Genomic DNA, 13460 nt, shown 5'->3' with positions numbered 1-13460 from the left:
CGTGATCGGCGTCTTCTCTGACAGCCACGGTGACCTCGAGGCCTTTGACGCGGCCTACGAGCTGCTGCGCTCGAAGGGCGCGCGCCGCTTCATCTTCGCGGGTGCGCGCTACACGGACCTGGACGAGTGGGTGCTGTGGCGGCGGCAGAAGGCCCGGGGCGGGCGCGAGTACTCGGACACCGACTTCCTGGCGGACGTGTCGAACTGGCTGGGCACCCAGGACTCGCTGCCGCGCACGCCGGCTCGCGGGGCGGCTCCAGCAGAGCTGGCCTCGGAGGATGACCGGCGGCTCGTCATGGAGCGCTTCGTCCGCGTGCCGGAGCGCGAGTCGCTCCAGTACCGGGATCCGTCCATCAACAACAAGGTGATGGATCTGGTCGGCGACACGCTGTGCTGCGTGGTGCACGACAAGAATGATTTGTCGCGCGATGACCTGATGAACGCGGCGGTGTTCATCCACGGGAAGGAGTCGGAGCCGAAGGTGGTGCAGATCGGCCCCCGCTACTTCATCACCCCGGGACGGCTGGTGGGCGCGGCCGAGCAGACGTGCGCGCTGCTGGAGAAGGTGGACCGTGATCTGGGCTTCTCCGCGTTCCGGCTGGACGGGCACGTGGTGGTGGAGCCCCGGCTGCTGGTGCTGGAGAAGAAGTCCTCGAAGCTGACGCTCAAGTGAAGCGAGGCCGGACGTGAAGGTGGCGCTCCTCGGAGGTTCGTTCAACCCGCCCCACGTGGGACACCTGATGGCCGCCACGTACGTACACGCCACGCAGGGCGTGGACGAGGTGTGGTTGATGCCGTCGTGGCAGCACCCCTTCGGCAAGCAGATGGAGGACTTCGAGCACCGGGTGGCCATGTGCGAGGCGCTGTGCACGGAGACCTCGGGCTGGCTGAAGACGACGCTCGTGGAGCGCGAGCCAGGGCTCACCGGGCGCACGGTGGACACGCTGTCCCTGTTGGTGGAGCGCTACCCGGACATCGAGTGGTCGTTCATCATCGGCAGTGACATCCTCAAGGACTTGCCCAATTGGAAGGACTTCGGGCGCATCCGCGAGATGGCGCGAGTGACGGTGCTCTACCGCGCGGGCTACCCGGCGCCAGAGACGGTGGGGCCGCCGCTGGCGGAGGTGTCCTCCACGCTGGTGAGGGATCTGCTCGCGCGGGGCGTGGAGCCGGCGGAGCTCGTGCCCGCGGGGGCGATTGCCTATGCGCGGGCTCGTGGGTTGTACGGGCTGGCGAAAAGGCGTTGAGTGAAGTTGCCCCGTTCCGCGGCTCTCCCTCACTTCGTGTGACGTGGGCTTGCCCCGATTTCGTGGCTCTCGCGCACTTGCAGGTGCCCTACCGGCAGTGGACGCGGGTGCTACCCGGAGGGGCTCGTGCCGGCCCCCTCCGTCCCCGTCTTCACGGCGCGGGGAAGTGGTCGAAGTAATGGTCCAGGGTGCGCGTGCCGTCCGGCAGGTCGATGCCCTGGGTGAGCCAGGGAGGTACGACGCCTCCCAGCACGGCGGGGACATTCATCGGCTGTCTCCGCCGGTCCTCGAAGCGGGGCCCGGTGCCCGCCGCCAGGGCATCCATTTGCATGCCGGGCAGCGTGGCCGTGCTGGTATGGCACGAGAGACAGAAGGCATTGGGCTTGCTGTCCGGACGCGGCTGGGTGGACTGGAGCGTGGGCAGCGACAGGAGTCCGGCGCGCAGGCACCGTTCGGAATGGCTCGGATCTGCGAGGGGATTCTTGTGGACGCGGTCGATGCAGAGGCCCTCCCCGTATTGTGGTGGGTAGTCGAGCGGCTCTGAATAGGAGTGCAGCGCCATCTGCTCGCAGAGGACATACCGGGAGCCGGGATACAGAGAGGCGCGCAAGCGCAGATCGCCGAGCTGAGGGTGCCACGTCTCCCATGGCGACCAGGACACGTCCACCATCGTCCCGAGCGCCTGGTTGCAGATGAATTCCTCGGTCCAGGGCCGCTGTGCGTCGCCCGGCGCCAGGGCGTAGATGCGCAATTCGTCCACCCAGCCCTTGAAGGGTCGGCGGAATTGGTCCGGGGCGATGGAGGGGCCCGGGTCGCTCACGTCCATCCACGTCCAGCCATTCATCGAGTTGTACATCGGGTCGAAGCCCACATCGCTCGGGGCGACGGTGAGCGTCGAGTGCCACGTGCCGTTGATGTAGACCGCCAGCTTCCGTTCCCCGGCCTCGGTGTAGAGCTTCATGCCGAAGTGGAAGTAGCGGCCCACCTCGACGAGCGAGCCCAGGTCGACGGTCTGGGTGACACGGGAAGGACCGTTGTGGACCTGCAGCTCGTGCCCGTCACTCCACGAGGTGCCATTGAACGTCGTCACCTGGACGAGCCCCACCCACGATTCGTCGGAGAAGTAGAAGATGGTGCGGGGTGGGCTCCGAACGACGGGCACCGGGAAGTGGAGATTCTGGTGACGTGAGTCGAGCCAGATGCCGAACAGCCAGTCGCGCTGCGAGCTCTGGACGCGATAGCCCATGTCCATGAAGTCATTGAGACCGTCCAGCCAGACGCCCTTGCCACTGACGCCGCCGAGCGCCACGGGCTCGATGCGCGCGCCACCGCGCAGTCGCACGTTGGCCGGGGGCCAGGGGCCGTTCATCCCGAACTCCGGGCTGCCCGTGGCGGCGTTCTGTGCGAGGGGGTTGCGCTTGAAGCGGAAGTCGGCGAGCTGACCTCCGCCCACGTTTGCCCAGGCGTTGTATGGGACGAAGCCATCCTGGAGGAAGGTCTCGGCCCGGTTCCCGGTATAGGGCGACTCGTCCATGCGCATGGCGGCGTTCATGTGGGCGATGACGAAGGCGCCCTGGTGGAGGTAGTCGTCGAAGGCGACCTCGGCGTTGCGCTGGGTGTTGGACTGGATGTTCCACACCACGTCGAAGGGCAACGTGGGGCGCAAGGCCTGGAAGTGATTGAGCTGGTTCTCGAACGAGAAGATCGCCGTGCTACCCCTGGGGGTCAGCGAGAGGTCGTCGCCAGCATACAGGCGCAAATCATAGGTGCGCTGCCAACGGTCCTGGTGATTTCCGGCCAGGTCGGTGAGGTTCAGGCCGTTGTCGAGGATGATGGCCTTTCCGCGTGTCCAGGCGCCGAGCACGCTGACGGCCTGTCCACCGCTCCGATCCGGGTTGAACGTCGCCCGGGCGTCGTCCGACGGAGAGCAGGTGGTGACGTCCGTCTCGCTGTTCGTGCTGCGCAGATCCTCACGGAACACCTGACGTGCGTAGTAGCCGTCCTGGTTGTTGCTCTTCGCGGCGAAGAAGAGGTTCTTCCCGTCGCGATCCAACCATGGATACGCCCACTGGTTGAGCACGCCATAGGGTATGGGATTGTCCAGCGTGTCCCGGAAGGGCAGCGGGCTGCCGTTGACCACCTGTGACTTCGCCAGCTCGTAGCGCATGTTCACGTCCGGGTCGATGGGCATCATGCTGATGGGCTTGAAGTGCCTCCAGCTCGAAGCGCGGCAGGTATCATTCCCGACGGAATAGAAGAGGCCTCGCATGTTCAGGAGGAGCAGCTTCCCGTCACCACTCGTCGCGGGCTCGAACATGGCCAGGTTCTTCTCCGAACTCTGCAGGCCATCCCAGGTGCTTCCGTTGCCGATGGTGGCGTCCTCGTCGTCCTCCACCAGGGGCATGGATTGGCGGCTCTGCCGGTCGAAGAACTGACACCATTTGGGGGCGGAGGGCGATGTATTGCGCCGGTAGATGGGAGTGGGATCCGGCCAGTGCGGTGCCTCGAAGTAACATTGGGACTTGGGGTGCGTGGTGAGCAGCAATTCCCAGTCGATGGTGTCCGGGGCCCAGGGAAAGGCATAGGCGGAGTTGGCGGCCATGGCGTTCCAGGGCACTTCCTGGAAGTCGAAGGGCTTGAACGGCGGCAGGTCCCAGGTGGGCAGCGACTTCACCTCGCCCTCGGGCGAGCGGGGATAGACCCAGATGGCCCATCCCTCGGGGGTGGACGTGTCCGCCTCTCCGGCGCCTAGCGTCTTCGGCTTGCGGACGAAGACCGTCAGGTCCACGGAGCGCAATTCCCAGCGATTGATGTCATGCGCATTCAAGCCGTAGACGAGGGAGACCTCGTAGCAGTCCCCAGGGAGGGGAGCGGAGTTCTCGACATATCGGGCGGTGCAGGCGACCGGGTTGCGTCCATGGGCGCCCGGCTCCAGGATGCTCACCGAGTCTTCACAGAGCGTGCTTTGCAGGGCGTCGGGGAAGTGGTCGTTGTTCTTCGCGGGGAGCGTTGAGTCGAGGGGGTTGTAGTAGACGAATGGATGGAGTTGCGCCCCGATGCTGCTCTGCGCGAAGCGGAAGCCTTTCCCGGAGAAGTCGTAGCGGAAGTCCTGGCCGAGCACTTCGGGGCGGAACGTGTACAGGACGGAGCCTTCCGCGCAGCCTTTGCACCCTCCGCGAATGAAGAGGCGCCCGTCATTGGTCCCGCGATTGAATGGCAGGACCTGGACGGCATTGGCCGCGTCGTTGTACTCGGGCCGCTTCGGGAGGTGGACGCCCCGGTCATACTCGAACGGGGGAAAGGGTTGCATCACCCCCGTGAGCGAGGAGGGGCGCAACTCCAGTGGGTTGGTGTAGAGCTCGCGGTAGGGGCGCCACGCGGAGGACAGCTCGCGAAAGATGCTCGGGCGTTGAGGGTTCTCCACGTTGTAGCAATTGTCGATGACGCCATAGTCCATCTCGGTGGTGGAGCATGGGTCGGTGCCCACGAACGCGACGTCAGTGAACAGGGTGGAAGGGTCCAGCCGGGCCTTCACCTGGCCTACGGAGGGCACGGGAGGCGGTGACTCGGGCCCAGGCACTTTCGAATCACAGGCGGAGGTCAACGCCAGTAGGAGGAGGCTGGCGGATGGCAATCCACGAACACGATGTCTGAGTCTCGGGGGCATTGACTTCGTGTCATAGATTGCTCGGACTTCGAGTCAAGCCAATTGATGGTGGCCCAGAGGCGGCATCGGAGGGGTGCAGTCAGGAGCAAGGACCTCGGTGAGAGTGGTGAAGCCCTCCGCGAAGAGGCGCGAGCTCCGCCGTAGGTCCATGACACCTTCCGCCAGGCGCACGCGGTTCCCGGCAGACAGCAATGAGTTGAAGCGCATCGGCTGAACCCTCTCACGCGAAATCTTGCCTGACGCTCACCGGACGCAGGAACAGGGCGTCATCGCCCACTGAAGTTGCCCCCCGTTTTCGCGGGCCAACCGCAGTAATCGAGAACGCTGGTTTTAGAGGCCGAAGCCGACCAAATGCAGGTCGTCCAGGCCGCGCTCGAAGCGGTAGGCGTACTGGTAGAAGATCGAAACTGGTATCGCCTGCCCGAAGGTGAGGCTCAGCGACGCCGAGGCTCCCACCGCGCCGAGGTTGTTCCGGTTGTCCACTCGCGCCAGTGAGCCGAAGCCCTCCACCTCGAAGTCGCTCACGAACAGCGACGGCAGCACCCAGAGCGTGGACGCCCAGCCGTAGTCGATGGGCACTCGGTAGCGGTACGTCGCGGTGCCGATGAGCGCATTGCTCGCGCGCGTCGTCAGGTCCTCGTAGCCGCGCAGGTACTCGCTGAAGGCGACTCCGGGTTGGAGCTCGAGCGGCAGTCGTGACGTCTCCGTCGAGTCGCGGCTGCTGTACCAGAGCTCTCCCGCGCTGATGCCTCCCACCTCCAGCAGGCCAGAGGGAGAGCCGGGCAGGTAGCGCGCCACCGCGGTGAACTGGAGGTTGTCCTTCCCCGTGAAGGGCAGGCCGCCCAGGAAGGCGTCCAGGCCCAGGCGCACGTCGCCCATGGTGGACTCGCGGAAGAAGGCGCCCGGGTACACGCCCGCCGCCACCGTCAGCCCCAGCCCGCGCTGCGTGCCTCCGTACGAGGTGGAGTCCCCCGCGAAGTACGAGGCCGACACCTCAGGTCCGATGAGCCGCGTGGTGAGGCCTGGGAAGCGCTCCGTCCTGTCGTACTCGCGCCGCAGCGCCAGCAGGCCCACCGACACCGGCGTGGTCCAGAACGTGCGCGTGGCGAACGCCACGGCTTGCAGGTCCGTGCGGGTGTTCTCGCGGATGCGCGAGGCGGACACCTGGATGTACCAGGGCGCGAGCTGCGCGTTGCCGTAGGCCAGGGACAGGCTTGGCTCGTCCTCCTCGGTGCTGAAGGCCAGCAGCAGCGAGTACCCGTGGAAGCCGAGCCGGTCCTGGCCCGACAGCGCCAACCCTCCGCTCACGAGGATCTCGTCCGTGTCGTCCTCGTCCGTCGCCGCCAGGATGTACGGCAGACGGAACTCGGGGATGAAGAAGCCCTCCAGCGTCGAGTAGCGCTCGTCGGAGAGGATGTTCAGGTCGGCCCCCGGGGCCGTTGGCGGCGCACCCACGGGCCCATCCAGGTCCGCGAGCGCCGGGGGCACGTCGGTGGTCTCCGGGGCAGGGGAGGGCGGTGCCGGTGCGGGGGTGCCCTCACTGCCCGCGAGTCCGTCTGACGGTGCAGGCTGGACGGGCGCGTCGGGAGACTGGGCAGGTGCGTCGGGCGTCGCAGGGGACTGCGCGGAGGCATCGGGCGCCGGCTGCTGGCCGGCCGTGCCTGGGAACTCAGCAAACTCCTGTGGGGACTCAGCGGGCGGCTGCACTGCCGCTTCAGGAACCGTAGGCTGCGAAGGTTCGCCCGGACGCTGAGCGACTGCCTCCGGTGATGGGACTTGCGATGCTCCGCCTGGGGCCTGCGCTGGACCATCAGGTGTCGAGGGAGGCGGCGAAGCCTCCTGCGCACCCGCGTGCCGCTCGCCCGACGTCGGAGGTACAGCCGGGGAGGGCTCCGTGGGAGTCCCGGTGTCAGGGGACGGTGCAGTGCCCTCTCCAGGCTGAGCCGCGGCGACACCCGCGCTCTCCGCACCCGCTATGGGCGAGATCGGCGCACGGTCGATGGTGAAACCCGTCCCGAACCGATTGAGGAACGCCACCTCGTTCGTCCCCACCGGGCTTACGTCCATCACCAGGTGCGGCGCATCCGTGATTCGGATGAACTCTCGCGTGGCCACCGTCATCACATGCGCCTGGAGCCGGCCCTCGTGCTCGCGCAGGAACACGATGCGCTCCGAGTCCAGCCAGCGCGGCGAGTAGTTGAAGCGCCCGTCCCGTGTCAGCCAGCGCAGGCTCCCATCCGCCTCGCGCAGCACCAGGTCCCAGCCCTGGCCCCCCGCCAGTGGGAACACCATCCGCTTCCCATCCGGCGCCACCGTCGGTGGCCCCACCGGCGCGTTCGCCTCGAACCGGGTGAGCGCCTCGCGGCGCCCCGTCTCCAGATCCATCCGCACCACGTTGGCCGTGTCGCCCTCGACGCTCACGAACACGTACGCCGTGCCATCCGGCGTGACGTCTCCCCCCATCCCCTCTACGTCCTCCCACGTGCGCACCACGTCACCCGTGCGCGCGTCCACCCGCCACAGCCGCGCCGAGTAGCCACCCTCCGCGTTCAGGTCCGCCATCACCAGGTACAGCCACGCACCGTCGCGGCTGAAGGACATGCCGCTCACCAGCGACGGACTCCCCAGCACCCAGCGCCGCCCGGGCAGCAGCTCCACCAGCGGGCGCTCGAAGCGCACGCGCCCGTCCGCCTCGCGCACCGAGAGCCGCGAGTACTCCTCACGCCCCACGCCCAGCAGCGCCGTGGCCCCGCTCTCCGCATGAGACGTCATCCGCGAGAAGAAGCCCGCGTCCGCCAGCCAGACCCGCTGCGAGGCCGGCCGCTCGCGCACCACCAGCCCCCGGCGCAGCACCTGCGTGTACTCCTCGAACAGCGACCCGATGTCCCGCCCGTACACGCTCTTGAAGCGCAGCGTCACTCCGAGCGGAGGAACAAGGGAGTCGCCCTGCTCATCCACCAGCCGCCACAGCTTCTTCTCGCCGTACTTCGCGGCCAGGTACTCCACGAAGTGCATGCCGGTGATGTAGTTGCCACCGAACGGATCCAACGCCCGCTGCTCCGGGGAGAGGTACCCCGCGTTCAGCTCGCCCCCGCGCGCCTGCACCACCGACGAGAACCAGCCGCGCCACACCGGGCTGTGCGGGCGTCCCGTGTCCTTGCCGAACTGGCCCTCGTAGTACGTGGCCAGCCCCTCCAGGAACCACGACTCGGTGAACGAGTTGGGCTGGAAGAGGCCGCCGGTGAGCAGGTTGAGGAAGCCCCAGAGCCCGTCCGTCTGCTGGAGCTGCACGTAGTGCACGGCCTCGTGGCAGGCCACGTCGCCGATGTCCACCTCGCCCAGGTTGAAGAGATGGAACAGCTCCAGCGTCACGTGCGCGGGCAGCACCATCTGCTGCGGCGTGCTCGCGTAGTCCGCCACCACGTACGCGTTGTTGAAGTCCGAGCTCGTCAGGTAGACGAGCACCCGCTCCCTCGGGGACTGGCTCCAGGCCTTCCCCCGCAGCCGCTGGACGCAGCCCTCCAGTCGCGACGCCATCCGCAGGGCGGAGCCCCGGAGCTGCGCCGGGTAGTAGAGGACCAGCGACTCCGTCGTCAGCTTGTGCATCTCGTCCCGGGCGAAGGACGCCTGAACGTTCTGAGGGAAACGGGGTGTGACGAAGGCACACCCCGCCGTTGTCAGCAGGAGAAAGGTGGCCAGGGCGTGCCAGCAAGGCAGCCGGCGGTTGGCGGGCATGCGGGGCATCCTAGCGGGCACAAATCATAGCCACGACCGCGTTTTTCACGGTATTGGGGGGCCCGTCGCCTCCCTTTCGATTCTGGGTTCCTCCATGTCCGATCCCGTTGCTCCCCAGGGGCATCCCGTTCCCCAGCACGTCCACCAGGCCCAGCTCCAGGTCGCCGCCGCGCTCGAGAAGTCCGAGGGCCAGGCCATCGACCTGCTCAAGGCGCCCTGGCAGGACGTGGAGAAGGCCGTCATCAAGCTGCTCGGCGGCCCCTTCCAGGTGAACAAGCCGGAGCACCAGACGCTCGCGCTCGGCCTGGCCGGCGCCTTCGCCCTGCGCCTCATCCAGGAGCACCAGGCCTTCTGGTTCCCCAACCGGGACTCGCCCGAGGGCGCCACGCTGGGCTTCCCGGACTCCATCATCATGCTGTCGCCCTTCGGCGCGGTGATGGACTCGCTGGGACAGGGCAAGCTGGCCCGCCTCGACGACCTGGCCTCGGACATCCGCCGCTCGCTGGGTCAGGCGCGACTGAGCGTCAACCCCGCCCAGGCCCTGGGCGGCCAGGCCCAGAAGCTGTCGCCGATTGACTACCAGCGCCTGTTCGACCCGGGGTTCCTCCAGTTCGTCGTCCTGGACCCCGCCAAGACGAAGACGGCCCTGGACACGAAGCCCGACGCGCTCAGCCGCGACGTGCGAAACGCGCTCGGCCGCACCCAGCCGCCCCTGCCGCAGGAGGCGCGCCAGCAGTTCGACGGCCAGATTGTCCAGTCCCTGGCGCGTCTGGACGCGACGAAGCCGCTGATGGACCAGGCCGAGCGCGCCCCGCGCCTCGCCGAGCTGATGGCCCACCTGTTCGGTACCGTGGGCGGCACGGGCTCGGCGCCCGAGGACTTCTGGCACGAGGTCGTCCTGCCGCTGCTGTTCATCGGCAACCCGCCCAGCTTCCCCCCGCTCGACGATGAGGAGCTGGAGGCGTTCCGCCAGGGCGTGGACCCGCTGCCTCTCTTCGTGGACGTGGTGCCGCACGCGCACAAGGCCCCGGACGAGGGGCTGCTGGGCGCCTTCGAGATGAGCGACATCGGCCTGGTGCACCCCGGCTTCGCCAAGATTGGCGCGCTGCGGCTCATCCGCATCAACTCCGCGAACATCAAGCCGCTGCTGGAGCAGTTCGACCCCGCGAAGACGGCGGACACCCTCAAGCGCTTCACCGAGTACGTGGCGAAGTCGTCCGGCAAGCCCGCCTCCGAGTCGCCCCAGGGCAAGGAGATGCTCCAGGCGGCGCTCACGCTGCTCGCCGACCTCAAGCGCTCGGTGACGCAGGTGCAGGGCGAGCTGTGCCTGCGCCGCCTCACCGAGGCGGAGGCCGCTTCCGAGCAGGCGCTGGCCGTGGTGCGCAAGGCCCTTCAGGGCTCGCTCATCATCACGGCCTGAGCAGCCGCTCCAGCGCGGCGCGTGACTCGGGGCTGAGCCGGTTTCCGGCCAGCCGCAGCGCGCGCCGCGACAGCAGTCGGTAGAGCGGGGCGACCTCCTCCGGGAGCGCCCCCAGGTGGGCCGCCACCACGCCCGCGTCTCCCCGGACGATGGGGCCGGTGAGTCCCCCGGAGAGTCCCCGGGCCTCCGCGCCCCGCAGCGCCGAGCGCATCAGCGGCAGCAGCGCCGCCAGCGCCGCGTCGGGGGCGATTCCCGCCGCGCCCAGCGCCGCCACCGCCGCGTCCGCCAGCGACACCAGCCCGCCCGCGCTCATCACCGCGCCCGCGTGGTACGCCGCGCGGTGCGACTCCGGCACGTCCAGCACCTGGAGCCCCACGTCCACCGCCATGCGACGCAGCACGTCGCGCAGCGCGCGAGAGCGCGTGCTCACCGCCACCGCGTGTCCTGCCAGCGAGTCCCTGGGCGAAGAGACGGCGCACAGTGGATGGAACGAGCCGCGAGCGCGGCCCTTCGCCGTGCCCAGCGAGTCCAGGGACAGCGCGCCCGCGGTGTGCACCAGCGCGGCCGTGCGGGGGAGGGTGGTGGACAGCTCCGAGGCCACCGAAGGCACCGCCGCGTCGGGGACACAGAGCAGCACCACCCGGGCACGCCGCAGGTCCGCCGCCGTGGCGACCTTCAGGCCCAGCGCCTTCGCGCGCTGGCGTCCGTCGTCACCGCGTGAGTGCAGCCGCACCGGCCAGCGCTTCGCCGCCAGCGCCAGCGCCAGCGCGCCGCCGAGCCGGCCCGCGCCGACGATGACCACGGGAGGCCGGGCGGTGCGGGGCTTGCGGCTCGTGCTCAATGGGAGTCGCGCTGGAACTGGAGCTGCCCGGAGCGCACCGCGACGCGCACCCTGTCTCCGGTGCCGAACTCGCCGGCGAGGATGCGCTCCGCCAGGGGGGCCTCCACCAGTCGCTGCACCATCTGCCGCATGGGCCGGGCGCCGAGCTGCGGGTCGAAGCCACCGGACTTGAGCAGGTGGCCCACCACGTCCTCGCCCGCGACGTACTGGATGCCCCGCTCGGAGGCGAGCCGCTTGCTGCTCTCCTCCAGCAGCAGCGTGGCGATGCGCGCCACCTCCAACTCTTCCAGCGGGCGGAAGGGGAGCCGCTCGTCGATGCGGTTCCACAGCTCCGGAGGCAGCGCCTTGCGCGCGGCGGAGGACGCCAGGTCCATGGCATCCGACGTCCCGCCCGCGTCCGCGCCGAAGCCCACCGGCCGGCCCGTGCGGGAGAACGCCTCCGCGCCAAGGTTGGTGGTCATCACGATGACGGTGTTCGAGAAGTCGATGTGACGGCCCTTGCCGTCCGTCAGCCGCCCCTCCTCCAGTACCTGGAGCAGCAGCATCTGCACCTCGCGGTGCGCCTTCTCGATTTCGTCCAGCACCACCACCGACGACGGGCGGCGGCGCACCGGCTCGGTGAGCTGGCCACCCTCGCCGAAGCCCACGTAGCCCGCCGGAGCGCCGATGAGTCGCGAGACGCCGTGCTGCTCGGACATCTCGCTCATGTCCAGGCGCACCAGCGCGTCCCGGTTGCCGAACAGCACCTCCGCCAGCGCCCGCGCCATCTCCGTCTTGCCCACGCCCGTGGGGCCCAGGAAGAGGAAGCTGCCCATGGGCCGCCGCGACGCGAAGCCCGCGTAGTTGCGGCGGATGACCCGGGCGATGCGCGTCACCGCCTCCGTGTGCCCGATGACGCGCTCGGACAGGTCCTGCTCCAGCCGCAGCAGGCGCGCCGAGTCGTTCATCAGCAGCCGCTCCTCGGGCACGCCCGCGAGCTTCGCCACCACCCGCGCCACGTCCGACGCCTCCACCACGTCCCGGCCCTCGCGGTGGCAGCGGCTGCCCGCCAGGTCCACCACGGAGATGGCCTTGTCCGGCATGAACCGGTCCGTCACGTAGCGGCTGGCGAGCGACGCGGCGGCCTCCAGCGCCTCCGGCAGGTAGCGCAGCGCGTGGTGCTCCTCGTAGCGGCCGATGATGCCCTGGAGGATTTCCACCGTCTCCGGCACCGACGGCTCGTTCACCACCACGGCCGTGAAGCGCCGCTCCAGCGCCGGGTCCGCGCTGATGAACTTGCGGTACTCGTCGTGCGTCGTCGCGCCGATGCAGGGGAACTCGCCCCGCGCCATCGCCGTCTTCAGCTCGTTGGCCGCGTCCTGCGGGCCCTCGCCCGTGGAGCCCGCGCCCACCAGCGTGTGGATTTCGTCGATGAAGACCACCACGCGGCCCTCCGCGCGGCGGACCTCCTCCTTCAGCGCGTTGAGCTTCTCGGAGAATGAGCCCCGAAGCTGGGTGCCGGCCACCAGCGTGGCCATGTCCAGCTCCACCAACACCTTCTCCGCCAGCGAGCCGCGCAGCTCCAGGAGCCGCTGCGCCACGCCCTCCACCACCGCCGTCTTGCCCACCCCGGGCTCGCCCAGCAGGCACGGGTTGTTGGTACGGCGCTTGCCCAGGATGTCGATGACCTCCTCGACCTCCCGCGCGCGGCCCACCACCGGATCCAACCGTCCCTCACGGGCCGCCTGGCTCAGGTTGCGCCCCATCGACGTGAGCAGGGGGAAGGCCTTGGCATCCAGCGTCACGGAAACGGCACGGGCCACGGTGGTCGGAGCCGGGGCCGCCGGGCGCACCACCGGTGCGGACGGAGGGGGCACGGGCAGCGAAGGCGGCAGGGCGCGCGCCACGGGCGGGGCGGGCGGCGGGAGGACGGGAGTGCTCGCCTGGGCCTCCGGCTCGTCCACGTCGATGAGGTCTCTGGGCGACAGGGCCGGCGTGGGGCGCGAGGGCCGCGACGGGAGCGGCGGCGTGGGGATGGCGCGCGGCAGGGCCACCGCCACCGTGGAGGAGGGCAGGGGGGAGGGCGGGGCGCCCACCGGGCGGCTCACCGGGGGCCGGGTGCCCAGCGCATGCGCGCGGCCCGTCTGGAGGAAACGCGGCATGCGGCCGCTGGTGAAGTAGGCCATGGCCGTGGTCCGCAGCGTGGCCAGGTCCTGGCCCGCCTGGAGCAGCAGCTCGTGCGCCGAGCAGCGCACCCGCGTCACGGCGATGAGCAGGTGCAGGCAGTCCGCCTCGGCGGAGCCCAGGCTGGTGGCAATCTCCCGCGCCTTCTCCCGGAGCTCTCGCACCACCCCGTCCGACTCGGCCGCCGCCCCCGTGAGCAGCTGGAGGAGGGCGTCCTCGTCCACCCCCCGCTCCTTGAGGAGGAGCTGCGCCCGGTTCTCCACCGTGAAGAGGGCCAGCAGCACGTGCGCCGAGGTGAGCCTCTGCGCCACGCTCTGTGCGATGTCGTTCGCCTCGTGGAGTACCTGCGCGAGATCCGTGCTATCGACCATTCGAGCTCCGGCAAGC

General features: G+C 69.3%; 7 protein-coding genes. 3 read left to right on the top strand and 4 right to left on the bottom strand.

Annotated features, from left to right (window positions below):
- Position 1 precedes the first annotated feature (1 nt).
- On the top strand, positions 2-673 hold the full coding sequence (locus tag G4D85_RS20075; RefSeq protein ID WP_164014318.1) for a hypothetical protein: 672 nt from the start codon (positions 2-4) through the stop codon (positions 671-673).
- A gap of 13 nt (positions 674-686) precedes the next feature.
- Positions 687-1247: a nicotinate-nicotinamide nucleotide adenylyltransferase gene (locus G4D85_RS20070; protein WP_164014316.1), complete on the top strand. Its 561-nt coding sequence runs from the start codon at positions 687-689 to the stop codon at positions 1245-1247.
- A gap of 151 nt (positions 1248-1398) precedes the next feature.
- On the opposite strand, the gene G4D85_RS20065 is transcribed toward G4D85_RS20070, so the two are convergent.
- Positions 1399-4800, bottom strand: a complete 3402-nt coding sequence (locus G4D85_RS20065) for a hypothetical protein (RefSeq protein ID WP_164014314.1) — start codon at positions 4798-4800, stop codon at positions 1399-1401.
- Between the two features lie 444 nt (positions 4801-5244).
- Positions 5245-8658 (bottom strand): hypothetical protein, encoded by a 3414-nt coding sequence (locus G4D85_RS20060; protein ID WP_240359385.1) that lies wholly within the window; start codon positions 8656-8658, stop codon positions 5245-5247.
- An 85-nt stretch (positions 8659-8743) separates the two neighbouring features.
- Here G4D85_RS20060 and G4D85_RS20055 point away from each other — a divergent pair, with 85 nt between their 5' ends.
- Positions 8744-10069: a hypothetical protein gene (locus G4D85_RS20055; RefSeq protein ID WP_164014310.1), complete on the top strand. Its 1326-nt coding sequence runs from the start codon at positions 8744-8746 to the stop codon at positions 10067-10069.
- Here the strand turns inward: G4D85_RS20055 and G4D85_RS20050 are convergent.
- Both G4D85_RS20050 and G4D85_RS20045 read right to left on the bottom strand, forming a co-directional pair.
- Entirely contained in the window at positions 10059-10910 is an 852-nt protein-coding gene (locus G4D85_RS20050; RefSeq protein WP_164014308.1) for a DUF2520 domain-containing protein, read from the bottom strand. The genes G4D85_RS20055 and G4D85_RS20050 overlap by 11 nt on opposite strands.
- A complete protein-coding gene (locus G4D85_RS20045; RefSeq protein ID WP_164014306.1) occupies positions 10907-13444 on the bottom strand; it encodes an AAA family ATPase in 2538 nt (845 codons plus the stop codon). Before G4D85_RS20045 ends, G4D85_RS20050 begins: the two co-directional genes overlap by 4 nt.
- Positions 13445-13460 lie beyond the last annotated feature (16 nt).

This window comes from Pyxidicoccus trucidator (assembly GCF_010894435.1).
In the GTDB taxonomy this organism is placed as follows: Bacteria; Myxococcota; Myxococcia; order Myxococcales; family Myxococcaceae; genus Myxococcus; species Myxococcus trucidator.
Note: the sequence above shows the minus strand (reverse complement) of the source record. Positions and strands in the feature narration are given on the sequence as shown.